The sequence below is a fragment of the Chryseobacterium fluminis genome, assembly GCF_026314945.1.
GTDB lineage: Bacteria > Bacteroidota > Bacteroidia > Flavobacteriales > Weeksellaceae > Chryseobacterium > Chryseobacterium fluminis.
In genome coordinates this window covers 2,665,151-2,689,569 of the sequence record NZ_CP111121.1, presented here as the reverse complement: position 1 = coordinate 2,689,569, position 24,419 = coordinate 2,665,151, and the positions used below count along the sequence as shown (strand labels likewise).

The 24,419-nt window shown below is 37.3% G+C and carries 24 protein-coding genes; 10 read left to right on the top strand and 14 right to left on the bottom strand.

Going from position 1 to position 24,419, the window contains the following annotated elements; all coding sequences use genetic code 11:
• Window positions 1–5: 5 nt before the first annotated feature.
• Both ODZ84_RS12260 and ODZ84_RS12255 read right to left on the bottom strand, forming a co-directional pair.
• The gene (locus ODZ84_RS12260) at window positions 6–1,481 is read right to left on the bottom strand and encodes a SusD/RagB family nutrient-binding outer membrane lipoprotein (protein WP_266172598.1); all 1,476 of its coding nucleotides are present in this window, start codon (window positions 1,479–1,481) and stop codon (window positions 6–8) included.
• A gap of 17 nt (window positions 1,482–1,498) precedes the next feature.
• Window positions 1,499–4,639 carry a SusC/RagA family TonB-linked outer membrane protein gene (locus tag ODZ84_RS12255; RefSeq protein ID WP_266172597.1) on the bottom strand — a complete coding sequence of 1,047 codons (3,141 nt, stop codon included), beginning with the start codon at window positions 4,637–4,639 and terminating at the stop codon, window positions 1,499–1,501.
• 606 nt (window positions 4,640–5,245) lie between these two features.
• On the opposite strand from ODZ84_RS12255, the gene ODZ84_RS12250 reads away from it, so the two are divergent.
• Window positions 5,246–5,608, top strand: a complete 363-nt coding sequence (locus ODZ84_RS12250) for a hypothetical protein (RefSeq protein WP_266172596.1) — start codon at window positions 5,246–5,248, stop codon at window positions 5,606–5,608.
• Window positions 5,609–5,649: 41 nt separating this feature from the next.
• Here ODZ84_RS12250 and ODZ84_RS12245 read toward each other — a convergent pair whose 3' ends face one another.
• The 6 genes from ODZ84_RS12245 to ODZ84_RS12220 form a co-directional block, all read right to left on the bottom strand.
• The gene (locus ODZ84_RS12245) at window positions 5,650–7,254 is read right to left on the bottom strand and encodes a BamA/TamA family outer membrane protein (RefSeq protein ID WP_266172595.1); all 1,605 of its coding nucleotides are present in this window, start codon (window positions 7,252–7,254) and stop codon (window positions 5,650–5,652) included.
• 5 nt (window positions 7,255–7,259) lie between these two features.
• On the bottom strand, window positions 7,260–7,880 hold the full coding sequence (locus tag ODZ84_RS12240; RefSeq protein WP_266172594.1) for a hypothetical protein: 621 nt from the start codon (window positions 7,878–7,880) through the stop codon (window positions 7,260–7,262).
• Between the two features lie 21 nt (window positions 7,881–7,901).
• Complete coding sequence (locus ODZ84_RS12235) at window positions 7,902–8,702, bottom strand: SDR family oxidoreductase (RefSeq protein WP_266172593.1); 801 nt, start codon at window positions 8,700–8,702, stop codon at window positions 7,902–7,904.
• 75 nt (window positions 8,703–8,777) lie between these two features.
• Window positions 8,778–10,007: a 3-phosphoshikimate 1-carboxyvinyltransferase gene (locus ODZ84_RS12230; protein ID WP_266172592.1), complete on the bottom strand. Its 1,230-nt coding sequence runs from the start codon at window positions 10,005–10,007 to the stop codon at window positions 8,778–8,780.
• 71 nt (window positions 10,008–10,078) lie between these two features.
• A complete protein-coding gene (locus ODZ84_RS12225) occupies window positions 10,079–10,405 on the bottom strand; it encodes a nucleotide pyrophosphohydrolase (RefSeq protein WP_266172591.1) in 327 nt (108 codons plus the stop codon).
• Window positions 10,405–11,817 (bottom strand): hypothetical protein, encoded by a 1,413-nt coding sequence (locus ODZ84_RS12220; protein WP_266172590.1) that lies wholly within the window; start codon window positions 11,815–11,817, stop codon window positions 10,405–10,407. The genes ODZ84_RS12225 and ODZ84_RS12220 overlap by 1 nt, the downstream gene beginning before the upstream one ends.
• A gap of 181 nt (window positions 11,818–11,998) precedes the next feature.
• Here ODZ84_RS12220 and ODZ84_RS12215 point away from each other — a divergent pair, with 181 nt between their 5' ends.
• A complete protein-coding gene (locus ODZ84_RS12215) occupies window positions 11,999–12,250 on the top strand; it encodes a type B 50S ribosomal protein L31 (RefSeq protein ID WP_027375398.1) in 252 nt (83 codons plus the stop codon).
• A 106-nt stretch (window positions 12,251–12,356) separates the two neighbouring features.
• Window positions 12,357–13,520, top strand: a complete 1,164-nt coding sequence (locus tag ODZ84_RS12210; RefSeq protein ID WP_266172588.1) for a GlmU family protein — start codon at window positions 12,357–12,359, stop codon at window positions 13,518–13,520.
• A gap of 226 nt (window positions 13,521–13,746) precedes the next feature.
• Here ODZ84_RS12210 and ODZ84_RS12205 read toward each other — a convergent pair whose 3' ends face one another.
• The 3 genes from ODZ84_RS12205 to ODZ84_RS12195 are packed head-to-tail and all read right to left on the bottom strand — an operon-like array spanning window position 13,747 to window position 15,686.
• Entirely contained in the window at window positions 13,747–14,316 is a 570-nt protein-coding gene (locus ODZ84_RS12205; protein WP_266172587.1) for a DUF6705 family protein, read from the bottom strand.
• Between the two features lie 15 nt (window positions 14,317–14,331).
• Window positions 14,332–14,568 (bottom strand): hypothetical protein, encoded by a 237-nt coding sequence (locus ODZ84_RS12200; protein WP_266172586.1) that lies wholly within the window; start codon window positions 14,566–14,568, stop codon window positions 14,332–14,334.
• A 2-nt stretch (window positions 14,569–14,570) separates the two neighbouring features.
• Window positions 14,571–15,686 carry a hypothetical protein gene (locus ODZ84_RS12195; protein WP_266172585.1) on the bottom strand — a complete coding sequence of 372 codons (1,116 nt, stop codon included), beginning with the start codon at window positions 15,684–15,686 and terminating at the stop codon, window positions 14,571–14,573.
• Between the two features lie 302 nt (window positions 15,687–15,988).
• Between ODZ84_RS12195 and ODZ84_RS12190 the strand changes: the two genes are divergently transcribed.
• From ODZ84_RS12190 to guaB, 5 genes are all read left to right on the top strand, one after another.
• Window positions 15,989–16,498, top strand: coding sequence for an RNA polymerase sigma factor (locus tag ODZ84_RS12190; RefSeq protein WP_266172583.1), 510 nt, complete (start codon window positions 15,989–15,991; stop codon window positions 16,496–16,498).
• Window positions 16,473–17,144 (top strand): hypothetical protein, encoded by a 672-nt coding sequence (locus ODZ84_RS12185; RefSeq protein ID WP_266172582.1) that lies wholly within the window; start codon window positions 16,473–16,475, stop codon window positions 17,142–17,144. The genes ODZ84_RS12190 and ODZ84_RS12185 overlap by 26 nt, the downstream gene beginning before the upstream one ends.
• A 59-nt stretch (window positions 17,145–17,203) precedes the next feature.
• Window positions 17,204–18,394 (top strand): DUF4252 domain-containing protein, encoded by a 1,191-nt coding sequence (locus ODZ84_RS12180; protein WP_266172581.1) that lies wholly within the window; start codon window positions 17,204–17,206, stop codon window positions 18,392–18,394.
• 85 nt (window positions 18,395–18,479) lie between these two features.
• Window positions 18,480–18,980, top strand: coding sequence for a DUF4252 domain-containing protein (locus ODZ84_RS12175; RefSeq protein ID WP_266172580.1), 501 nt, complete (start codon window positions 18,480–18,482; stop codon window positions 18,978–18,980).
• A 154-nt stretch (window positions 18,981–19,134) separates the two neighbouring features.
• Entirely contained in the window at window positions 19,135–20,595 is a 1,461-nt protein-coding gene (gene guaB / locus ODZ84_RS12170) for an IMP dehydrogenase (RefSeq protein WP_266172579.1), read from the top strand.
• Between the two features lie 608 nt (window positions 20,596–21,203).
• Here guaB and ODZ84_RS23445 read toward each other — a convergent pair.
• Window positions 21,204–21,404: a KTSC domain-containing protein gene (locus ODZ84_RS23445; protein ID WP_266172578.1), complete on the bottom strand. Its 201-nt coding sequence runs from the start codon at window positions 21,402–21,404 to the stop codon at window positions 21,204–21,206.
• Between the two features lie 208 nt (window positions 21,405–21,612).
• Window positions 21,613–22,683 carry a DUF4407 domain-containing protein gene (locus ODZ84_RS12160; protein WP_266172577.1) on the bottom strand — a complete coding sequence of 357 codons (1,071 nt, stop codon included), beginning with the start codon at window positions 22,681–22,683 and terminating at the stop codon, window positions 21,613–21,615.
• A gap of 166 nt (window positions 22,684–22,849) precedes the next feature.
• Between ODZ84_RS12160 and ODZ84_RS12155 the strand changes: the two genes are divergently transcribed.
• Complete coding sequence (locus tag ODZ84_RS12155) at window positions 22,850–23,260, top strand: hypothetical protein (RefSeq protein WP_266172575.1); 411 nt, start codon at window positions 22,850–22,852, stop codon at window positions 23,258–23,260.
• Between the two features lie 14 nt (window positions 23,261–23,274).
• Here the strand turns inward: ODZ84_RS12155 and ruvC are convergent, their stop codons facing one another.
• Complete coding sequence (gene ruvC / locus ODZ84_RS12150; protein ID WP_266177366.1) at window positions 23,275–23,829, bottom strand: crossover junction endodeoxyribonuclease RuvC; 555 nt, start codon at window positions 23,827–23,829, stop codon at window positions 23,275–23,277.
• A gap of 101 nt (window positions 23,830–23,930) precedes the next feature.
• Between ruvC and ODZ84_RS12145 the strand changes: the two genes are divergently transcribed.
• Entirely contained in the window at window positions 23,931–24,419 is a 489-nt protein-coding gene (locus ODZ84_RS12145) for a hypothetical protein (RefSeq protein WP_266172574.1), read from the top strand.

Below are 24,419 nucleotides of genomic sequence, written 5' to 3'. Positions count from 1 at the left end.
TTTTTTTACTGCAGCCACCAGGGTTTCGAGTTGATATTGTCGTTTCCTCCGTATTGTGCGGTCAATGCTGCCTGTAAATTGACACTGTTGTAATTGTACTCGGCCTGAGGATATCTGAACCGTACAGGGGCGGCAACTCCTGTCTGTAATGGGTAATTCGGATATCCGGTTCTCAGATAATCATAGTAGGAGGTCCATTGGGACTGATGGAACATGGTCATGTATTTCTGAGTCATGATCTTTTCCAGCTGAATAGGCAGTGACGCCGAATTATCATATAAAACTAAAGATTTAGTTAAGTATTGATTCACATCGAAACCTGTAAAATACTGGTTTGAATTTTTCACATACGTCTGATAAAATGTAAAACTTGCTTTGACGGCATTATCATAATGGGTTTTTGCAGAACCTGAAATCCAGCCTCGTGCCGCAGCTTCTGCCAAAATAAATTCCAGTTCAGAATAGCTTAAAACAGATGAGGGCTCATTGGTTGCATCTTTATAGAAGCGGTCATTGACCTTGGAAATATTTTTTGAAGCAACCAGTGCAGCATTATCAGAATAGGGAGAAGTTGGGTTTCCTCCGTTGTATCCTGAAAAATCGGTAATGGGTTTTCCTGCTTCTTTCGCTGCCGTCGTTTGTGCTGCAAAAGTAAATAAGCGGGGGTCTTCCCTGGCTTTGAATAAATTGATAAAATAATCTGCCATATACAGACTCGATCCGTATCCACTGTTATTAAACATGGTATATCTGCTGTCTGCCGCATCTGCAAATTTTAATTCTCCGTTATCTGTGACTGATGACATTAAAGTCTGGCTTCCGGCAATCGAAGCAAATTCTGTAGCAACCGTATAATTTCCAACTGTCGCTTTTTTAGAAAGGGTGATCAGGATCTTCAGACGGAAAGAGTTGATCAGCTTTTTCCATTTTGTGGCATCGCCGTTATAAATGATGTCGCCTTCAATTTTGTCGTTGGAATTTATGAGATCATTGGCTTCTTTCAGTTCAGATAAAATCCCGGCCATCACCGTTTCCTGACTGTCATATTTAGGCTGGGTAATTCCCGATTCACCTTTTACGGCCTCGGAATAGGGAATACTTCCAAATTTTAAACTTAAATTAAAGAAATAAAAGGCTCTGTAAAATTTACCGATCGCCTGGTAATTTTTATTATTGATCTTTTCCGCTTCCTGCATCATTTTAACCGTATTCAGGAGGCCGGAGGTATAGACATCGAAAGAAGCATCATTCCATTTCATATACTGGTAGGTATTTTCTCCGTCGGTCCCGATCATCATTCTTGAAGCATACATATTATCCCCATTCACCTGGAATGCCGATTTTGAAACGTATGTTAAAAGAAATTTAGGGTCGATGCTCGCCTGATCATTAGGATTTTCATTAATGGTGTCCAGATTCGATTCACAAGAGGTCAATGTAAATAATCCGATAACGAATAACAATTTTATGCTATTTTTCATTTTGATGATTCTTTTAATTAAAACTTAAGATTAAATCCGATTCCGAACCATCTGCTGGACGGATCCTGAATATCATTTCCTGTACCGATTTTATAATCCGGATCTGAGTAAAGGTTTTTAGATTTTTTCCACATGGCAAGGTTATATCCTGATACGTTCGCAGTAAAACTCTTGACAAAACCCTTTGGATTCAACAGGTGAGAAAAATCGTATTCCAGAATTACCGATCTCAGTTTCACGAAAGTTCTGTCGAAAACATTGGCAAACAGTTCACTTTCATCTTCCGTCACCCTTGCCTGATAAGGGTAGTTCTGTGCCCAGTCCTGAAAACTGATGGCTTTGGTATGGGGCGTATACGTTCCTGTCGCGGCATTATAGTTTACCCCGTCCGGTACGAAATAATACGTTCCCGGATTGGCATATTCAAGATCCCTGTACGCTACAGAATTAGGGTGCTTTCCTCCCCACCACATTTTTTCCACGACCTGAGATCTCATCACCCCGCCGATGCTTCCGTCGATTCCCACTGTGAGACTTAGTTTCTTATATTTAAATGTATTGTTGAAACCAAAAGTCCAGTCCGGATTAAAATGACCCAAATTGGAAGGCGTTGTTGCTCTGGTAGGCATACCGGTTTCTGCATTAAGGATAACTTTCCCGTCCGGAGATTTCTGCCACGTCGTGTCATAATAGCTGTCCATTCTTTCGCCTAATCTGATATTGTTATAATTGGGCATACCGGCATATATGGAAGTCAGCTTCTGCTCATAGGTGCTCCAGTTTATTAAGGTTCTCCATGTGAAATCTTTTGTTTTTACCGGAACAATACCTAATGAGATCTCAAGACCTTGGGTCGTATATTCATTTCCGTTTACATATTGTGATGTGAAACCGGATGACGGTGCGCTCGGGAACTGCAGGATATTGTTATAATCCAGTGTATGGAAGTAAGTAGCATCCAGGGTAATCCTGTTTCTGAATAATCCTGCGCTTAATCCTAATTCATACGATTCGGTCTGCTCAGGTTTTAAAGAGTTTTCATAATTCAGGGTAGTAGGATAATAGAACGTAGGATTTCCGTTGAACGTTATGCCGCTGTTATTCAGGTAATAATTTCTGACGGAATAAGGCTGGAAATCATAGGCTACTTTTGCCCAGGAGGCTGACAGTTTCAGTAAATTAATTGATTCCGGAAGTTTAACTAAATTAGAAACAACGGCACTTAAAGAAGCAGAAGGATAAAAATAAGATCTGTTGGCTTTCGGAAGGGTAGAGGACCAGTCGTTACGTCCTGAAACGTTGAGGAAGAATGCATTGTATAAGCCAATGTCTATGGTTGTATAGGCACTGTAAATTAGTTTTTCTTTTAGATAATCATAATATTTAACGGCTCCTGTCGAATTGTCCAGTGAATACTGCTCAGGAATTTTCAGTCCGTCGGTCGAAGCATTGTCCACATCATTTTTGTAATAAAATGTTGAAGCTCCTGCATTGATCGTGAAATCAAAATTTTCTGAAATTTTCTTTTTGTACGTTGCCAGGATATCTGAATTGAGATTCCAGGTTTTGGTATCATTCAGAATATAGCCGCCGTTTCTCGGTGCGCTGTAGTTGAAATAAGAATACGGACTTAAAATCTCCTGCTTATTGTGGTTTTCAACAATGGAAATTTTCCCTTTTACCGAGAAATCCTGAGTCGCTTTATATTCTAAGCCGGTCTGCGCATTGATGATGTTTGTTCTGTTTTTATTTTTATAATACTCTGCTCCGAACCATGGGTTATTATACCATGCATAATTCCAGTTGGCCTGTGTTTTACCTTCCTGTCCCGGCACCCACATATGATTTCTTAAGTCTCTTCCGTCTACGTCACCGCCCATCCAGATCAGAATGGTGTACATGTGACCACTCGGGTTATAATCGTAGTTCGGAATATTAGGGGTAAAGGTCTGATTAAAATTGAACTTCGTATCAAAGATTAATTTCTCGCCAATATGATTCTCAGAAGAGAAATTGATCCCGTACCGTTGTAAATAAGCTTCCGGTATTCTGTCGTCATAGTTCATGAAATTTCCGGAGAGCCTGTAAATATCTTTGTTATTTTTGTAGCTGATCGAGAAATTGTTGTTATTGATCATGGCAGGCTTCATGAATGTTTTTAAATTATCATGATATTCCCAATCGATCGGCACTCTTTCATACCGGGATTTGTCATTATACTGGCTTCCTGCTACTGTTCCGTACCAGGGGATAACCTGTCCGGTCTGCTTGTCCCTGATCGGACTGTTCCATTGGGCAATCTTTGTTCCCGGAACAAACTTTGGCCCCCAGATCATATCTCCGTCATTAACTCCGCCATCGGCTCCGTCCCAGAATTCATACTTTCCGTGTGACCCGTTTCCGTATTCGGTTTGGGTTTCCGGAAGATTGGTGAATCCTCCTGTGATCATTGTATTCTGTGAAAACTCTACGGTAAAGCCTTTCTTTTTGGCGCTTTTGGTAGTAATTAAAATGGCTCCGTAGCGGCCTCTTGAACCATACAGGGCAGAAGCAGTTGCTCCTTTGAGGACATTGATATTATCGATATTATTCGGATCCAGATTCTGAAAAACTTCTTTTTCCACAATCACCCCGTCGATCACGAAAACAAGATTAGAGTTGCCTCTCAGGGTAAACTGGGGAGCCTGCTGCATTCCGGTGGGATTGGAAACGTTAAGTCCCGCAACCTGTCCTGAAAATAAATTTCCGATACTGGGTGTGGTAACGGTCTCAAATGGTCTGGTGCTGACCTCCTGAGTGGAATACCCGATTTTCTCTTTCCTTTTGGCGATTCCTAAAGCGGTAATAACGACTCCCTCGATCTGTTTTTCGTCGGCCTTCTTCAGCACAACCGAATAATTTCTTCTGTCCGAAACCTCAATCGTAGAAGTGAAAAAATCCGGAGCGAAAAATTCGAGAATATCTTTGGGGTTTGCTGAAATGGTAAAATTACCGTTCTCATCAGTAACAGCTGTTTTTCCGGTATTTTTATCTGCGATGCTCACGCCTGAAACACCGGAGCCGTTCTCTGATATTACATTTCCTGAAATCATAATTTCCTGAGCTGTAAAATAGAGCGGAAGTAAAAAAACGGCAAACGTAGCTAAAGTTTTCTTCATTTTTTTGAAGGCAAATTTAGCAGGGTACTGTTATCTGAATTTTAATGGGGTATTAAGTTAGAAATATGATTTTAGCCTGTGACTATCGTAAAAATTAATAAAATGATAAAGCTCAGACCTTTGTTTTTTAGCAGATTTTGCTTTTTTAAATATATAAAAATGTATTTTTTATTAAAAATTCAATTAAATAGCAAATTTTGTAAACAGGTCACGGTTTTATTTAGTAAATAATTACGAAATGACAATAATTATTATAGATGTCTTTTATATGTGGAAAAAAACATATAATATTGTTGTTCAAAGTAGGTGTCGGTTTACCGTTTAGATAAAAAGGAGTAGTCTTTTCCTGTCTTGGAAAATCAGGTAATAGGAAATATGCGATATTGAGATGTCTGTATAAGGCATCATTTATTGTCTAAATATGGCAGGGACATCAAACATTAAGCACAGTTCCGTGCTTTTTCATTCTTGGAATTGGCTAGCTTGGGAATAAGAAATATATTTTAACATTCAGCATTTTGTAGTAAGTAATGCAAAAGAAACATAAATAAATATACATGAAGCAAGATATCGGATTAAATGCTTAATAAAAATTAAAAAAAATTTATGAAAAGTAATCTAATACTGTTATTTTTTATTTTTTTCTCTTTAGGCTCATGCATATCTGATGAAGAGAGTGCAAGACAAGTAGGTCCTGCATTGCGGGACAATTGGTATGGGAATTTTACAGGTGATCATAATGGTTCAGTAAGATTTGTAGTGCTACATGAAGGAACAATTGCCGGCGAAATTACCTATGTTCCGAGCAATGAAAAGGAATTAATAAATGGATATCTCAATTTTAACGGGAAATTTGATATGAGTACAAAAAGCAAATTAAGTTTTTCAGGGTATCTAAAGGGAACAAAAACTGAGGGAAAATGGACTAAGAATAATCTGAAAGGTAGTTTCAGTTTTCAAAAACAGTGAAATATGAAAAGGATTTTGTATTTGGTACATTAGAATTTTGGCTAGAATCTGCTCAGAATTCCCCAGTGAATTTTGATATCATTAAATTTAAAAGGATTTCCAAATTCATTACCATTAGAAAGCTGGAAGCTCATTAAACCAATCGGAATAAAGAAATTGAAACCTAGTCCCACACTGTAGAGCTTGGGTTTTACATTTAAAGATTTATTATTGAGCTGGCCGTATTGCCCGAAGACATCAAAAAAAGCCTGGCTTCCGATGAGGTATCGGTATTCCAAACCTCCGTAATAATAAAAATCGGCAGCAAGGGAGTTTTCGTTAAACCCGCGCATCGAATTCCAGCCTCCGAAACGGTACAGCTCGTTGGCCGAGAATTCCACCTTAGAGTCCATCATGGCGCCCTCTGCTTTTATATTAAGAAAATGATTGCCGTTAATATGATAATTATGCTCCCCGAAAAAGTAAAACTGGTTTTGAGGGGATTTGATATTGTCTTTGGTATAAGTCGTTGTCAGATAATCATATCCGGCATTGATTTTCGTTTTATAAAGGAAAAGATCGATATCGGTAGGTTCCACCATTTCAAACCAGATCCCGATTCCTTTTTTGTTGTAATCTTTCCCCTGTACATACAGACTGTCAATAATACTTGAACTCTCAAAGGTTCCCCGGAGCCCGATTTTATTGCGGCTGTTCATATGATAATATAAAGCAGGTAATGCTTTTACATTGGCAAAAGTAGAATCCTGCCTGAAGATATTTACTTTCATATTCAGACCGACATTAGATTTAAAAAGATAAGGGACATCCGTCTGAAGGTCAAAATTCTGTCCTTTATCAGGATTCCTCTGCCAGTAGAGATTGACGGTTTCAAAACCATTAAACATATTCCTGAAATTCACATTCAGTGTTCCGTTCAGGGTAAACTTATCGGTTTTATCATTTCCGAAACCGATGACTCCATCGAAACTATTAGTCTTTTTCTTTTCCATGAAAAGGTAGATCTGGGTAGAGTCTTTTGTAAACAGGGTTTGTGGCGGTCTTTCGAGCGTTACGAACTGATGGCTCTGAAAGCTTTTATTGATCGCAATCAGGTTCTTGTCATCATATGTTTTTCCTTTGAATTCCTTATTGAGGTTTTTCATAAACCTCTTGGGAACCCGTTCATATCCTTTTACGACAAATCCGTCAATCGTTCTTTTATCGTTTTTGTTGATATCCAGTTCTACAATAGGGTAGCCGTTTTTCTGGCCTTTGTATTTCGTTTTGATCCTGCTGAATGAATAGCCGTCATCAATATAAGCTTTATTGATATTCTTCTTTGTGGAATCTAAATTCTTGGTGAAAAATTCCTTCTGAGATTTGATTTTCTGTGAAATAGAATCGGAGATGTTTACATACGTTTGGTTAAAGTTTTTTCCTTTATTATAGAAAATTTCTGTACTATCGCCCTTTACTTTTACCTCTTTAAGTTGGGTGAAAAAATAATTACTCTGGGTAAGAGAATCCAGAAATTTTACTGCCGATACCGAGTCTTTTACTTTTCTCTTAACTTTGGTTTCCGTATCGATAAGCCAATACTGCTTCTTTTGCGCTTTAAAAAAAGTGCAGAAACAACAAAATAATATGATATAAAAGCGAATCAACTATGTTAATTGATTTTAGTTTCTAGACCCGATTGATTCAAAAGATAATTATTCCCGATACGCTCCACTTTTAAGACACCATTCACAAAACTCCCCGGTGCTTTATCGTATTTTTTATTATTAATTAATTTGCCGGCAGGAATATTGAAGAATTGAATTTTTCCATCTTTAGTTCCTACTTTAATGATCTGACCGTTTTCTGTAGAAGGTGAAAATGGTGAATAACTTTCTACAATCAGACTACCATGATTTGAGTAATATCTTTGTGGAACTGATACATCGCTGTATCCGATCATGTACATTTCATACTTACCGGGTGCAACTGTTTCGTAAGTGTGTGCTTCGATGAATTGATGATCAGCTGGAACGACTGTAATTCCATTCAAATCAATAATTCCTTTTTTTTTGTTTTGAATTACTAGAAAAAGTGTGTCATTATGAGGTAGAAATTTTTCTACTCTTTCATACTTTTTTCTGATTTGTTCAGGAATTCTATTAATAACCTGCTCATCATATGCTTGTACTGTTTTCTGTTGGATTTCATATTCCGCAGAAGTTATTACCGAGGGTTTAATATTTTGTGAAAAAGCAAAAACACTAACTAGAAGAAACAAAAATTTAATCATAATATAGCTATTAAACTTTAATTATTTTAAATTATTATATTTCTTCATTAAATTTTCATAAGTTCCCTGTGGAAGAATCCATTTCAGAGGAACTCCGATCTTCTGCCCGAATTTACCGAAATAATAATGGGCTTTCCATTTCTTTTTAGTTAATAGTTGATCGACGTATTCTGCAACTTCCAACGGTTCGGTTCCGTCCCCAACGTGAGAATTCATCAAAGCATACACTTTATCAAATACATTTTGATAAGGTGCGGAAACTTTCGTTTTCACCCGGTTTTCGGCAATATTGGTTTTAATATCACCTAAATGTAGCGAACAAACATTCACATTCCACGGATACACTTCATACCTCATCGCCTCCGTTACTTTATCTAAAGCGGACTTGGAAGCAGAATAAAATCCACGGAACGGAAGTCCCATTTCACTTCCGATACTGGAAACATTAATGATCTGTCCGAACCTGTTTTCGCGCATTTTCGGCAATACGGCGCTCATCATCTGAACGGCTCCTACAAGATTTAAATTAAATAACTTCAGAATATCTTCTTTTGTCGAATCCTCCACTGCTCCTACCATTCCCATTCCTGCATTATTGATCAGGAGATCAATTCTCGTTTCTGTTCTAAGAATTTCTTCGATTGCATTCTGAACAGCATCATTATCCGTAACATCGGTCGGAATAGATTTGAAATATTGACTTTCAGTATGTTTTCTGCTTAAGCCATAAACCTTATGTCCTTTTTTGCCGAAATATTCTCCTAAGACGAAACCTATTCCTGATGAGGTTCCTGTAATGATGATCGTTTTATATGATGACATTCTATTATATAGTATTTTAGTTACTTTAGATCTCTTCTTCATCATGAATAGAGATTCCTGTATTTTCGTGTTAAATTAGTTTTTAATTAACAGATCTTCTAAATCCTCCCAAAATAAAGGATAGGATTTTTCCACCACTTCTTCATCTTCAATATTGAGTTTTTTAATCAGGCAAAACGGGGCAAAACTCATGGCCATTCTATGATCCTGGTAGGTCTTGATAATGATATTCTCGTGAGGTTCATTAAAACCGATTGATTTTATGGTTAAATCCGTGATTTCAGTTTCAGTGCCTATTTTTTTAAGTTCATGATACAGAGCCTGCAGCCTGTCGGTTTCTTTTACCCGTAATGTCCCCAATCCTGAAATTTCAAAAGGTATTTTCAGTGCTGCTGCGGTGACACAGAGGGTCTGTGCGATATCCGGACAATTATTCATATCCAAAACAATTTTTTCGGGAAATTGAAAATCAGGCTCAGGATGAAGGCTCAGCATATGCTCCTCTTCGGTAAAAGTGGTTTTGATTCCGAAAAAATCTTCATAAATTTTTGCAATCGCAGAATCTCCCTGGGTAGATTCTTTGTAAAAGCTCTTAAGATGTATGGTTTCTCTCCCCAATGCTGCTAAAGAATAGAAATAAGAAGCAGAACTCCAGTCGCTCTCTACTTCATAATGTACGGTGGGTGTTTCATTCTGTATTTCAAATGGTTTTACTTTTATGGTGTTCCCTTCAAAAGTATTGGTAATCCCGAATTTTGTCAGAATATCCAAGGTCATTTCAATATAAGATCTTGATGTGATCTCACCGATAAGATTGATCTCAAGACCGTTTTCCAACTTCCCTGCAACCAGTAAAAGGGAAGTGATAAACTGGCTTGATATATCGGCCGGAACATCTACGGTCTTCCGGACGATTTTTTTTCCTGTAATTTTCAATGGTGGAAAGCCTTCATTTTCAAGATATTCAATTTCTGCGCCCAGGGTTTGTAATGCGGTCACCAAATTTTTGATCGGTCTTTCTTTCATTCTTTTGGAACCGGTAAGTATGGTTGTTTTTCCTTCAGAAATCGAATAATAAGAGGTAAGGAAGCGCATAGCCGTTCCCGCATGGTGAATGTCTACGGTCTCCGTACGCTCCGAAAGTGCTTTTTTAAGCAATTGAGTATCCTGGGAATTGGAGAGGTTTCCTATTTTTATATTTTTAAATAAACTTTCTAAAATCAACAAACGATTCGAAATGCTTTTCGAACCGCTGATCTGTATTGTTTTATTGGCTTTTAATCCTGATTTTTCCAGCTGCTTCATTATTTCTTCATTTTTTTAGACTCCGGATATCAGATCTAAGATCTTTAGTCTGAGATCTCATAGTGGAGGTCTTATTTTAATTTTTCATTGTTCTGATGGCGGTCTCTGTCGCGATCCGTTTTTATCTTCATTTTTCTATCGAAAGCCTCCTGAAGATTGACACCGGTCTGGTTGGCCAGACATAAAGTGACAAACAGAACATCGGCCAGTTCTTCCCCCAGGTCTTTGCTTTTATCACTTTCCTTTTCACTTTGTTCGCCATATCTCCTGGCAATAATTCTGGCTACTTCACCTACTTCTTCGGTCAGCATAGCCATATTGGTCAGTTCGTTAAAATAACGGACCCCAATCCTTTTGATCCATTCATCAACTTGCTGCTGCAGATTTGTAATTTCCATTATTGATACTGATATGCTCCTGATGTAGGATTGGTGGTTCTGGATACATTCACAATGTCAAAAGGAACGGTTCCTGCTATGGCGACATTTCCTTTATTAATGGCAGGTGAATTTTGTTTCACTCTTAAATTCTGATGGGCTGTAAAATAATTAACGAATAAAGGATCCTGATTTTTAAGGCACTGAACAACACCTGGGCTGCCATCAAATGTAAACCCGGCTTCTGTAGCCCCAGAGTATTTTATCAGACAGTTCTGCAACAGGAAATTAAACTGCTGCCCGGGAGTCTGTTCAAAATTGACAGAATTGTCCCGGTCAGAATATACAATACTGTTTCGTACATTAAGCACCAGTGCTCCCTGTTCCTTTTGTCCGGAATCATTTGTCCATTCATTCGTTGCAAAAATTCCGATGCGGTTCAGTGCGCTCATGGTATCAGAATAGTTCGCGATGGTAGAATGAATATAATTGTGGTTTCCACCCTTGAAAATTCCGATACCCGATTCTCCGCAATTATTCATCACAAGATTTGCTGCATTCACAGAGGAAGCTATAGCGTAAATTCCGTATTCCTGAAACGTATGAATAAATGAATTATTAATCGTAGCATTGGTCTGTTTCATTTCCAGTCCTCTGGTACCCCCGAAAAGTCTTGCATAATTCATATTCAGAGTAGAATTAACGTCCATTTTTATAGAGTTCCAGTTCTTAGGAATGGTATCATATCTGGGGTCATTCCGGTCTCCGCGAAGAATGACTTCGTTATTCAAGGCGCCATTGATATTCAAAGTGGCACCGGAAGCAATTTTCATCCCGCTGTTTTTATGGAAGTATACTTTTGTACCCGGCTGGATGTCAAGAACCACATTCGGGTTCACCGTAAGATCTCCATAAATAATTTTAGCCTTATCATTATTCCATACGGTATGATTGGTAATGACATTTGGGTTAGATGGGGTCTGGATAAAAAATTCTGCATCCTGAACAACGGAAAACAATGTTACATGCTGTTGTCCCGCAGGGCTGTCAAATAAAACTTTATCCTCAGCAATCGCTTCGGGACCTGTAGCCTCAGGAGCAATTTCAACAAAAATATAAAGACTGTCTTTTTTTCTTAAAGGAACATTTTTAAAATCATACCCAGGCTTTCCGTCCACATTGATCTTATATAAAGAGGCAGCACCTTTTTCCAGTCGGATTCCGGGAATCAGTATATCTTTATCTTCATTATTATATACTTTTACGACGTACGTTTCAGAACGGACCTGGTGATACACCGTATCACAAAATACAGTGTCCCTGGAGAAACTAAGCTGCTGGGAAGGCGCATCAAAACTTATATCATCTTTATTACAAGATAGGGTCATCAGAAGTATCCAGAAAGAAAAAGCCAGTAATAATTTGAATTTCATCGAAATTAAAGTTTAATAGATTTCAAATGTAACGAAAATACTTCAAATTTCTTATGATGAAAAAAATATTGGATTGGTATTTGCAAATTAGAAAAAATATTGTATTTTTGCACCCTAAAATTAGCAGAGAAATATCCATTACTATTTCGAAAGCAAACCTTAATTTTTTAAAAATTGTATTATGAAAAACGGAATTCACCCAGAAAATTATAGACTTGTTGTTTTCAAAGATATGAGTAACGACGAGGTGTTTCTTTGCAAATCTACTGCAGAAACAAAAGACACTATCGAGTTCGAAGGACAGGAGTACCCATTAATCAAAATGGAGATCTCTTCAACTTCTCACCCTTTCTACACAGGTAAAGTAAAACTTGTAGATACTGCAGGTAGAGTTGATAAGTTCATGAACAAATACAAAAAATTCGCAAAATAATTTTTTGTCATTAAAAATATTTAAAGTCTTCCAATTTTTGGAAGACTTTTTTATTTGTATTTTTGTATGATATTAGACTATAAATTTTTAAACTTAAAACTGAACGATGCAGGTAGTATTTTCAGATGCACAATATTGGGAAGATTTTCTTCCGCTGACCTTCACACGACCTGTTGCCGAAATGCGATGCGGTATCTTTACTTTTTCTGAAAGATGGCAGAAAATTCTGGAAAATACGGAAATTTCTTATTTTACAGAAACTTATCTACAGGACAAATTCAGAGAACCTGAAAAAAAAGAAAGCCTGTTTTTGGTAACGAATTTTTTGCCGACTGAACATGTCATTCAGCAGATTAAAAATCTGAAACAGGGTGAAGCACTGGTTTATGAAGATGAACTGGTAGCGGCTAGAATTAACATGCAAGATTTCTCTTTACATCAGATCGAAAAAATGACTGATATTAAAGAAGAGCTTATTTTCTTTAAAAAGCCGAAAGACCTGTTTACTTTTAATGATAAAGCCATAGATTTCGATTTTGATTTACTGACAAAAGGAAGAGTTTCGCAGGAACTTTCTTCCACCAACGGTTTTTTAGGCGACAAAAAAGATCTTTTTATTGAAGAAGGAGCTTCTGTAGAGTTTTCCACCATCAATACAAAGACCGGAAAAATTTATATCGGAAAAAATGCCGAAGTTATGGAAGGGTGCCACCTTCGGGGGCCTGTTTCTCTGGGTGAAGGGTCTAAATTTAATTTAGGAGCCAAGATCTACGGGGCAACAACAGTGGGTCCTCAGTGTAAAGTGGGTGGTGAAGTTAATAATATCATCATCTTCGGCTACTCCAGCAAAGGGCACGACGGATTTATCGGGAATTCTGTGATCGGGGAATGGTGTAATTTCGGAGCAGATTCCAATTCTTCTAATATGAAAAATAACTATGGTAATGTAAGACTTTGGAGTTACCGGACCCAGTCTTTTGAAGATACAGGATTACAGTTTGCCGGCCTGATTATGGGAGATCACTCGAAAACGGCGATTAATACCCAGTTGAATACAGGAACGGTAGTAGGGGTGGCCTCCAATATTTTTAAAGCGGGCTTTCCTCCCAATCTGGTAGAAAACTTTTCATGGGGCGGATTTAAAGATGATGAACGGTTTAAACTGGACAAGGCTTACGAAGTTGCCGAAAGAGCAATGGCGAGACGGAAAGTTCCTTTAACAGAGCAGGATAAAGCAATTTTAAAACATATTTTTGATGTGTATTCGTAAAAATCAAAGCTTCCGCAATTCCGGAAGCTTTGTTATTTATTACAGCAAATCATCCATGCTATCCGACTGATTGAGTCATTTATTTTTTTGGTTCCAATAATTCTTCTGCATATACGCCCATAATTGGATATGCTTTTTGATTTTCTATTTTAAAATATTCTTTCGGAAATCTCTGGTCAATTTGTTCGGTGGATAAAGAAGAAATACATTATGAGGCTTAATAATATTATTGTTTTGTGAAGATCATATTCTCAGTTTGTGGGAGATACACTGTTAGGTTAGGTGTTCCAGGACAGTTTTGATCATTAATTATAGAGCTGTTTGAGCCGTATGTCCAAGAAAGTTGGGTGTCGTTTATTTTCTTTAAAATGATTTTACCCCATCCAACTCCACAATTAGTGCCACTATAACTCAATATTAGATTGTTTGATTTAGTTTTTAAACTTTCTATAGTGTTTTCATTACTAGAAGCATTTTGGGTATCTTGTAGAACTATTCCTGAACTATTTTTTATTTGGAACTTAATTGAAATAATATCTCTATAAAATTTTTGATTATCATAATCAATCAATTTATGTTCCTGCTTTGTTACGAAAAGAGTAATTTCATTGCCTTGAAAGATGCCTTTATAGACACCAATATAAGGAGATAATTCATTATTTAAATCTTTTAAATACGAATAGTTTGAAATGGAATTAAAGTTTGTATTCAATGGATATATTTGCTGTGCCTTACAGAAACAAAGCATATTGAAAAATATAAAGGATGTAATTATCTTTAAATGTAATGTTTTCATAATTTTAATTTTTATTTATGGGCAAGGTATTTGAACCGTTGTTCCGTCACTATTTATTGAAATAGTATTTATACCTCCATTATCTTCTATCTTTTGTAATATCATATTATCTTTATTAATATTCATTTTACCTAAAGTATCAAAGAATAGCTTTTCTAATCCAGTATGATTTAGTGAAGTTCCGGAATTGTCAGTATATGCTGATTGATCAGTTAAATTAGCTTCTTGATCTTGATACCATTTTCTCATCATAGTCATGTTATAACTGGCAGAAGAAATTGTCCCGGCATCTTGTATCGGTCCATTATAGCTGATAAGATAATGAAAATATTTGATTCCCCCGGACAACTTTGACATATTTCAGAACCAATAACACCAAAGTAAATATCGCTTACTGTGGAACTGTTACCAGCAGTAATAATTGCGGTAAATAGACTTTGGATGTCAGGGGGAGAGAATATATTAATACCTATAATTCCCGGATGTACATGATAAAAACCACTATATCCATTCATGTCTCCAAAATCTAATTTATCTTTTCCTCCTTGTATCAGGGGAGAAGTTGTTCCGTCGGATTTTATTTTAAATCCAAATTCATTGCCATTGGCGTTCGCTTTTTCTTTTAATGTTTGAACTTTTGCCTGTACTTCAGGTTTTTGTAACACTGTTTTAGTTTTTTTACAAGGATCAGGTATCTCAGGTTCAGGATTTTCTCCACCGCCTCCGCCAGGGTAAGGGTAGCCTCCACCGCCTCCACCACCACTACATTCTCCATACTCGTTTACGGTCCCCATACATTCATCCATCATCTGTCTGCATTTGATCACAGAATACGTATTCCAATGCCCGTCACCTCCTCCTGGATCATAACTCCCCTCGTTATTCGGCATCCATACCGAATAGAATGTTCTTGTACAGCTCATCCCCTTTGCCGTAGCGCCGGATGATTTTTCGGTAGGAAGCACTTTCTTATAGGTTGAAAAGATAAGATTCTGGAAAAATCCAAGATGACTTTTGTAGTTTGTATAATAGAAATATGCCCTCTGCCCGTTTCGCGGAACCTGCAGTACGGAGGTTACCGTATTATTCTCTACAATAGGTACCATCAGGAAACTTTCGTCGTAACTTTCTAATGTTGTTGCGTAATCCCAAAAAGGATGACCATTTGTTTTTTTAATTTCAGTCTCGTGCTCCTGATAGATTTTTATTATGTTTTTGATATAGACCTCATCTTCTTTCCAAAGAGTTTTGGAAGAATACTTATAATTAGAAGGGTTCGCGGACGAACTGATTTCATCATGGACACACGAATGTAAAAATAAACTGAATATTATTGCAAAAGATAACCAAAAAATGATTTTTTCCCTCATAAGCATTTTTGTTTTTTTAGAATTTAAAAATAATGAATTTTTATTACTCTACAAAGGTGTGAATAATATTCAACATACAATTACTGATTTCCGTAGAATATGGTCAAAGAAAAAATTATGTAATTTTGATGAACTGCTTTGTATTAGAACGATATGGGCAAGGCAGGAGAATCACAGGCAGATCAGGTTTTTTTGAGGAACTTTCCGTTAAAAAAACAGGAAAATGAAAAAAAATGTTTTTTTTCGTTTTTTGATGTAATAAAATGTAAAATCTGATTGTCTTACTTATAGAAACAAAACTTATGACCCAAGAGACCTTTAAAAGTACGGTATTCATTCTCAAAGATGAGATGTATCGCTTTGCGAAAAGGTTTGTCATGAGCAGTGATGAAGCGGAAGATGTGGTTCAGGAGGTCATGATCAGGTTCTGGCAAAAAAAAGATGAGCTCGGGCAGTTTGGAAATTTAAAATCCTACGCTTTGAAATCCGTCCGGAATGAATGCCTCAACAGGCTGAAGCACCATGATGTAAAATTGGGATTCGCAGATTTACAGCTTCACCGGTCTGAGCTTTACAGTATGGAAGTGAACAATTTAAAAGAGCAGATCATCGGTTTTATTAACCAGCTTCCTGAAAAACAAAAAATGGTCATCCATTTGAAAGATGTAGAAGAGTACGAAGTTTCTGAAATTTCCGAAATGCTGGAAATGGAAGAAAATGCGGTAAGAGTAAATCTTATGCGGGCAAGACAAAAAGTAAAAGAACAAATCTCACAACTGATGGATTATGAACAAAAACAAATTTCAAGATAAATACGATGAAGTCTTCCGGAATATAAAGGAAGAAAAAATGGACTGGGATTTTGAAGACTTCCTGAAGAAAGCTGAAGGAAACAAACCCGATGCCGAAGAAAATCCGGTGATTCCCATTACCAAAGCGAAACCTTCTTTTCCGAAATGGTTTTGGATGGCAGCATGTGCCGTGGCAGTTTTCGGGATTGGCTTTCTTATTAATCAGCATTCTGATATAAATGACCAGGCTCAGCGTGTTGAAAATCAGATAAAACAACAGAAAAAAGACTTTATTGCAGAAAATAATGAACATCAGGGACAGGTTGCTGTCAATCATATCAATGATTCTATTGCTGATGCTAAAAAAGATTCGATTTTTCAGGAAAATATACTGGCAGAAAAAGATCTTTTAGACGATATTTTACCTAAAAGAGGAAGGCTGAAAAAAGAAAAAAGGCCGAAATATGCGGATAATGCCACCTATAAGAGTGATAAGAGCGCTTCAAAAGACTCTACAGGGTACAGAGATTCCTATGTCATTGTCAACGGAAAAAGAATAGAGAATGTAGAAGAAGCTATTAATGTCACCAAGTATTCATTCCAGATATTAGCCAATAATGTCAGTGAAAAAATAGTACAGCCCAAAGTCGTAGACGACGATTATTAATGAACCTAAATTATGCGCCTGATCAGCTGCCGATAATCCATAAAAATAAAAATTGACTCATGAAAAAAGTAATCATCATATTCGCTCTTGCTTTCTCCCATTTCTTTAATGCGTACGGGCAGGATAAACTCGACCAGCTTTTTGAAAAATATCAGGAAGTGGAAGGAGTAACCTCTATTAAAATCGCTAAACCCATGTTCGGAATGCTGAACAATCTTGACCTCGGGGATGCAGAATTAGACCAGATTAAACCTCTCTTATCAAAAATCAACGGTCTGAAAGTTTTAATAGCTGAAAAATCTGCAGACGGAAAATCCGTGAAAGGACAGAAAATGTCCCAGATCAATAAAGATATTGCCTCTTATCTTAAAACTTTGAATTACAGTGAAATAATGACCATGAACAGCAATGGCGCCAAAATAAAATTCCTGTCTGCAGAAGCCAGCAAAGACGGAATTCTGGACGATCTGCTGTTAAGCATTGACAGTGGTGGAGAGGAGAATATCCTGGTTAAGCTGGATGGAAGACTATCAATGGATGATGTGAATAAGATCATCAGTTCCAATGAGACCAAAATCAATTCTGCTGCCAGTACTAAAAATAATATAGCTTCAGGAGACAATTCCTCCTATTTAAGTGGTGAATCCAGAAATGTAGGAGAGTTCTCAGGAATTCAGGTGAGTACCGGGGTGATTGTTAACTTCAATCAGGAAAGTCCCACTAACGTCAAGGTTATTGCTGATGCAGACAAACTTCAATATATTGTCACAAAGGTTGAAAACGGAGTATTAAATGTTTATATCGATAACAAAGGTCAGAAAAAACTAAAGTTTAAAAACATCAGTGTAAATGTCTCATCTCCAAGGATGGACCGTATCAAGGCCTCTTCAGGTGCGGTTTTCAATTCAATCACGGATATACGTGAAAAAAACATCAGTGTTGAGGTTTCTTCTGGTTCTGTGGTAAACGGAAACTTTAAATCTGATAATGCAGACGTAACAGTAAGTTCCGGAGCGGTGATCAACTCTGATATTAATTCAAAAGATATTATCATTAAAGGTTCAAGTGGTGCAGTAGCCAATCTTACCGGAAATGCCAGTATGGGCTCAATCGATGTAAGCAGCGGTGCTGTCTGCAATGCCGAAGGTCTTAAGTTTACGACTTTAAAAGCGGAATCTACGTCAGGAGCTGTTACCTCCGCCCATGCGGCTGAGCTCCTGAAAGCAACAGCATCTTCAGGGGAGCTATAAAATATAAAGGAAATCCTAAGATTGATGCCAATATCAGTAAAACATCCGGAGGTACATTAAAGCAAATCAATTAAAACAAACCATCATGAAAATTCTAAAAAATATATTTCTTAGCCTATTCACCTTGTTTCTGTTACAGTCGTGTATCATTTCAGAAAAACCGAATATGGCTTATTTCTCAGATTCCGGAAGAGATTTTAAAGGAGCCAGGTTCGTCAGCATTAATGTCCCGATGTTTTTAGCAAAACCTTATATTAAAAGAGCCTTAAAAAAAGATGGTAACCGTGAAGAGATCATTAATATCGTTAAAAAAATTTCCAAAATTAAAGTTCTGACGGTAGAAAATGGTGACCGGACGATGTTAAAAGAATTTGCCGGTTATCTTAACAATAATAATTACGAAGACTGGGCTACCATAAAGCATGATGGTGATAATGTCAATATCCGGGTAAAACAAAAGGGAGATGCTATTAAAAATATGCTGATCACGGTAAACTCAGATAAAGACCTGGTTTTTGTCGATATCAAAGGAAACTTTACGGCAGATGATATTTCAAAAATGATAAATTCTGCTACAGACAAATAGCTTTACATTCATATCCTTATTATTTTGTACATGAAAACCGTTCTGGATTGGACGGTTTTTTTAATTCAACTTATGCATGGTTACGTTTTATTTAAACTATTAAAAACGATTTTCATATGTCGTCAGAATATCTTAATTTTGCAAGAAAGTAAAGATGTCTATTCATAACAAAATTGTAGAGACAGCCATCACTTTCGATGACGTGCTTCTAGTCCCTTCTTATTCTGAAGTTTTACCCAACCAGGTTTCATTAAAATCAAGACTTACCGACAAAATTACGCTGAATGTTCCGATTGTATCTGCTGCAATGGATACGGTTACAGAGGCTGAATTGGCGATTGCACTGGCAAGAGTGGGCGGTTTGGGTTTCATCCATAAAAATATGACGATTGCCGAGCAGGCAGCACAGGTAAATAGGGTAAAACGTTCTGAAAACGGAATGATCTCTGATCCGGTTACCCTTTCTAAAGATCATACCCTGGCTCAGGCTAAGGAAACGATGGCGAAATATAAAATTTCCGGACTTCCCGTAGTAAATGCTGATGGTGTTTTAATCGGTATCATTACCAACAGAGACGTAAAATATCAGGAAAACCTTGATATGAAGGTGGAAGAGATCATGACCAAAGAAAATCTGATCACTTCTGATAAAAATACAAACCTTGAAAAGGCCAAAGAAATTCTTTTGAAAAGCCGCGTTGAAAAGCTTCCGATCGTAGATTCGGAAAATAAGCTGGTCGGTTTAATTACGATTAAAGATATCGACAATCAGTTGGAATATCCGAACTCCAATAAAGACCAAAAAGGGCGCCTTATTGTAGGAGCAGGAGTAGGAGTGGGAGAAGATACCATGGACAGAATTGCTGCTTTGGTGGAAGCCGGTGTTGACATCGTGGGAATCGATTCAGCACATGGTCATTCCAAAGGTGTTTTAGATAAAATTTCTGAAATCAGAAAAGCGTATCCTGATCTGGATATCGTTGGAGGAAATATCGTAACGGCTGAGGCTGCTGAAGATCTGATCAAGGCTGGTGCCAATGTTCTTAAAGTAGGGGTAGGGCCGGGTTCTATCTGTACGACAAGAGTGGTGGCAGGAGTCGGAGTTCCTCAGTTATCTGCCATTTATAACGTTTACGAATATGCCCAGACTAAAAATATAGCCGTCATTGCTGACGGAGGAATCAAGCTTTCAGGAGATATTGTAAAAGCAATAGCAAGTGGAGCAGGAGCGGTGATGCTGGGATCTCTATTGGCCGGAACTGATGAAGCTCCGGGAGAAGAAATCATCTTCCAGGGCAGAAAATTCAAAACCTACCAGGGGATGGGAAGTCTTTCTGCGATGAAGAGAGGAGGAAAAGAAAGGTATTTCCAGAGTGAGGCTAAAAAATTCGTTCCGGAAGGAATTGAAGGAAGAGTACCCAGCAAAGGCAAACTGGAAGATGTTATTTTCCAGTTGACAGGAGGCTTAAGAGCCGGAATGGGATATTGTGGTGCTAAAGATGTTGAAGCTTTACAGAAAGATACGAAAATGGTTAGGATCACAGGAAGCGGCCTGAAAGAATCTCATCCTCATGATGTGATCATTACTCAGGAAGCTCCGAATTATTCTTTATAATAATAAACAATATATAAAGTGAAAGGCTATCTCAATGGGATAGCCTTACTTTTTATTAGGAGATTGACAGATTAAAAATAAGAGTTTACTTTAACACATAATTTACATTGGATTTTACCTGATGCCTAGAATATTCAGATCATATAAGAGATAAAAGTCAAGATTTTTAAACTAAAAGTGTCCTTGCCTACAGGGTAATGCTTATCTTAATAAGCACTTCAGTGTTAAAAATAGATCAAATTAACTCATAAGTTACAATAGATTTTATCTCGATGCTTAAATATTTAGATCATAAGATAAAAATCAAAGATTTTTAAAACTATAGTGTTCTTACCTACAGTGTAATACTCCGTAATGCTCAACTTAATAAAAGCGTACGTGTTAAAATAAAATGCTAAAAACCTTAAAGTTTCTGTTCTTATAGGTCCGAAGACTGGTTGCCAGTCTTTCGTTACCTGAAGAGCATTCAGGAATCTACAGAATCAACCAGACCTTGGAAAAAGGGGTGTATATAGTTCTAACGGAACTGACAGTAAGACGTCGAAATTAATTATTAAGTAATTGCAGAATATCAACATAGGAAAGCCTCCAGACGGAGGCTTTTATTGTTAATCGCTTATTTTTCTGTATTTAAACCGGGGTTTTATAACTTTATTTAAAAACTGGCCTTTAGATCGGGCTTCTCTGAACTGGGTAAAAACAGGTTCCGGTACTTTAAAATATTCATACACCGCTTCCGACTGATATATAATCCTTAATATTTCAGTGTCCGGGAAATAGTTATAATATTTGATTACAGACGACGGCATAGGATAGGGTGAGCAAAAAATATTCCTTAGTGGAGTGTTCTATATAAGTTATTTTAAACCCTGCCTGACTACATTTGTAGAACAATTCATTTGAAATTTGCGTTTCTAATGAACCTTGCATTCTCTTTGTTTTAAATCGATGAGTATTTCACCATTAATCTACTTGGGATCTTAATTCCGGGAGCTTGCCAGCTTATTGAAAAACTTCTTATTTTTTCAGATTTTCCTTAAAATCTTCAATCCTGAAATCGGTGAGAGAATTTCCCTTTTCAATTTTTTCTTTAGCATACAGGCGGAAATCATTCTCTGTCTTTTCCAGGAGATAATCATAGGGTCCGACGGAAGAGATCAGCTTTACCAGGACCGGAGAAATTTCCAGACAGATGAAGAGTCCCATAATGAAAGTAGCAGCAAGACCGATGATGGCAGAATTTTTACCCAGCTCATCCAGAGCCTGCAGTCTGGCTGCAAAACCGTTGAATTTATCTTCAAAAGTTTCTGTTGATTTCCTTTCTGTTTCAAGATTGGTATAAACTTTAGATATTTCTTTATCTAAATAGGCAACCCTCGGTGCCACCTGCTTCTGATAATTTTCAAGATCCTGTCTGCGCTGTTCTTTGAGTTCCTGCTTACGTTTGGCATTAGGCCCGTAGCCTTCTTTACCACTGGTAAGACCGGATTGTTTCCCTAAAATTTCTTTCTCAAGCTCTACTGCGGCTGAGTCATAGGATTTCTGGTACTGGACGATTTTTTCCGAAATCTGTTTTTTCTCCGTTTCGAATGGTCCGCTTTGCTGGAGAATTCTGCCGTTCATCTCACCCTGAAGCTGCTTCTTATTTCTCTGAATAATGGTATTTAACTGTTTGTTGACTTCCTTCTCAAAAATCTTAAGTTCTAAAGGTTTAGAGATGATAATTCCCAGAAAGGTCGCCAGAATCAGACGCGGAATTGCCATTAGAATCTGATTCCACCAGGTGCCGGTCTTTTTGATGGAAGAAACGATATAGCGGTCAAGGTTGAAAATCATCAGTCCCCACAAAGTCCCGAAACCGATAGCGGTCCAGATATTGTCGAATACTGTAAACATCGCATAGCCGGCTGAAAGGGTAGCAAAGATCGCCGTAAAAAGAACGATGCCTCCGATCCCGGAAAATTTATTCCATTCACTGGGTGTTTTCCTCAGGATATGCACATTTCCACCGGAGCATATCAGCAGAAATTTCTGGAACCAGTTGATATGATGATTCGATTGATTTATAGTTTGTTGGTTGTTCTTCATGATAGAAAATTTATACAAATGTAAGACTAAAAATCATACCAATGTTAAAGATAGTATTATGTTTTACCAAGTATGATGTGGTTTTAATTTAAATAATTGACAATCATTATTTTAAATTTAGTTCTGAAAATAATCTTATCTTAGTAGTAAATCCAAAAAAAATAATATGAAAAAGGTACTTAAACTGGCCTTTATGGCAGCTGTGATTCCTCTCACCTCATGCCAAAAGGAAAAAACAATCGATGATGAGCTGAAACAAGCCGCCGCAGATATGAATAAGCTTACCCCTCAGATTCTTAATGACGGAATACGGTTAGACAGTGTTTCCACAGAACCGGATAGGGTTTTTAAATATAATTATACCCTCACGGACGATGTAAAAGAAAATGTGACGCCCGAGCAACTGCAGGTTTTTAAAAAAGAAGCGAAAGACGGTGCTTTAGAGGCTGTTAAAACTTCTGAAGATCTACGGGAGTTCCGGGATCGGGACGTCATCTTAAGATATTCGTATTATGATAAAAACGGTAAACTCACTGCTGACTTCAGTATTACGCCCGAAGAGTACAAGGCCCGATAAAAAAAATCCGGATGTTATTTTAAACGATCCGGATTTTGTTTTAAAAAGCTCTCCCAGCCCGTATATCCTTTGGTGTCCGAAAGCGTACCTGAATTAAAGTGATGGCAGACCGCCACGGCCAGACCATCGGACGCATCAAGATATTTTGTCGGAAATTCTTTAAGACCCAATAAATTCTGAAGCATTCCTGCCACCTGCTCTTTGCTGGCATTTCCGTTTCCGGTGATGGCCATTTTTATTTTCTTCGGAGAATATTCGGTAATCGGGATATTCCGGTACAGGCTTGCTGCCATCGCTACACCCTGTGCACGGCCTAATTTAAGCATACTCTGAACATTTTTCCCATAGAAAGGTGCTTCCAGAGCGACCTCATCCGGATGAAATTCATCAATTAAAGCCAGCGTTCTGTCAAAGATGTATTTAAGTTTTGTTTCATGATTGGGATACTTCTTCAGGAGAAGTTCATGGATGGAAATCATTTCCATCTTACCTCTTTTAACGGAAATAATCCCGAATCCCATTACTGCCGTTCCCGGGTCTATACCCAAAATTATTTTTTCTGAAATCATTACGCCAAAGATAGGACTTCTAAATTTTCTTACCGATGAAAAAAAATAGTTAAAATCGAAAAATACATTAAAATCTTTTTTAACTTTAATCAAAAATAATCATGAAAATTTTATGCATCCTATTAACGGGAACCCTTGTGGTTTTTTGCAATCTCCTGCGGACGAGTTCCTTAAAGAATGAAAGGACCGGAGAGCATGCGCTTCCTGTAAAAGAAAACGATAAGATCGTTTACCTCTTTTTTAAAGTTGAAAAAAATGCTTCCGATACGGAAAAAATTATCTTGGAAGATAAGAAAACCGTCAGTGGAAAACTGAAATCAAATCCCTTTTTTGATGAACGTGAAATGAAAACCGGCGATTTTATTGTCTCTTTAACTGATGCTGCGGGTAAAGAAATGGTGAAGCAAAGTATCGCAGATCCTTTAAATCCGGTGATGGAAGTATATGAAGAAACCATCAGCAGAAATAGAGTTTCTTTAGAGCATGCCGAATTCAGTATACGGTATGCGCATTCTGAAAATATTCAGATGGTAAAAATCGAAAAAGTAGGCCCATCAGGGAAAAAGCTTCTATTCACCCAAAAACTTTAA

Coding starts and splice junctions, on each gene's coding strand:
- ODZ84_RS12215 (WP_027375398.1), top strand. CDS start 11,999: ATGAAAAACGGAATTCACCCAGAAAATTATAGACTTGTTGTTTTCAAA.
- ODZ84_RS12255 (WP_266172597.1), bottom strand. CDS start 4,639: ATGAAGAAAACTTTAGCTACGTTTGCCGTTTTTTTACTTCCGCTCTAT.
- ODZ84_RS12160 (WP_266172577.1), bottom strand. CDS start 22,683: ATGAAGAACAACCAACAAACTATAAATCAATCGAATCATCATATCAAC.
- ODZ84_RS12220 (WP_266172590.1), bottom strand. CDS start 11,817: ATGAAATTCAAATTATTACTGGCTTTTTCTTTCTGGATACTTCTGATG.
- ODZ84_RS12185 (WP_266172582.1), top strand. CDS start 16,473: ATGAACAAAAACAAATTTCAAGATAAATACGATGAAGTCTTCCGGAAT.
- ODZ84_RS12250 (WP_266172596.1), top strand. CDS start 5,246: ATGAAAAGTAATCTAATACTGTTATTTTTTATTTTTTTCTCTTTAGGC.
- ODZ84_RS12210 (WP_266172588.1), top strand. CDS start 12,357: ATGCAGGTAGTATTTTCAGATGCACAATATTGGGAAGATTTTCTTCCG.
- ODZ84_RS12145 (WP_266172574.1), top strand. CDS start 23,931: ATGAAAATTTTATGCATCCTATTAACGGGAACCCTTGTGGTTTTTTGC.
- ODZ84_RS12180 (WP_266172581.1), top strand. CDS start 17,204: ATGAAAAAAGTAATCATCATATTCGCTCTTGCTTTCTCCCATTTCTTT.
- ODZ84_RS12190 (WP_266172583.1), top strand. CDS start 15,989: ATGACCCAAGAGACCTTTAAAAGTACGGTATTCATTCTCAAAGATGAG.
- ODZ84_RS12240 (WP_266172594.1), bottom strand. CDS start 7,880: ATGATTAAATTTTTGTTTCTTCTAGTTAGTGTTTTTGCTTTTTCACAA.
- ODZ84_RS12205 (WP_266172587.1), bottom strand. CDS start 14,316: ATGAAAACATTACATTTAAAGATAATTACATCCTTTATATTTTTCAAT.
- ODZ84_RS12235 (WP_266172593.1), bottom strand. CDS start 8,702: ATGTCATCATATAAAACGATCATCATTACAGGAACCTCATCAGGAATA.
- ODZ84_RS12155 (WP_266172575.1), top strand. CDS start 22,850: ATGAAAAAGGTACTTAAACTGGCCTTTATGGCAGCTGTGATTCCTCTC.
- ODZ84_RS12175 (WP_266172580.1), top strand. CDS start 18,480: ATGAAAATTCTAAAAAATATATTTCTTAGCCTATTCACCTTGTTTCTG.
- ruvC (WP_266177366.1), bottom strand. CDS start 23,829: ATGATTTCAGAAAAAATAATTTTGGGTATAGACCCGGGAACGGCAGTA.
- ODZ84_RS12200 (WP_266172586.1), bottom strand. CDS start 14,568: ATGATGAGAAAATGGTATCAAGATCAAGAAGCTAATTTAACTGATCAA.
- guaB (WP_266172579.1), top strand. CDS start 19,135: ATGTCTATTCATAACAAAATTGTAGAGACAGCCATCACTTTCGATGAC.
- ODZ84_RS12195 (WP_266172585.1), bottom strand. CDS start 15,686: ATGAGGGAAAAAATCATTTTTTGGTTATCTTTTGCAATAATATTCAGT.
- ODZ84_RS23445 (WP_266172578.1), bottom strand. CDS start 21,404: ATGCCGTCGTCTGTAATCAAATATTATAACTATTTCCCGGACACTGAA.
- ODZ84_RS12260 (WP_266172598.1), bottom strand. CDS start 1,481: ATGAAAAATAGCATAAAATTGTTATTCGTTATCGGATTATTTACATTG.
- ODZ84_RS12225 (WP_266172591.1), bottom strand. CDS start 10,405: ATGGAAATTACAAATCTGCAGCAGCAAGTTGATGAATGGATCAAAAGG.
- ODZ84_RS12230 (WP_266172592.1), bottom strand. CDS start 10,007: ATGAAGCAGCTGGAAAAATCAGGATTAAAAGCCAATAAAACAATACAG.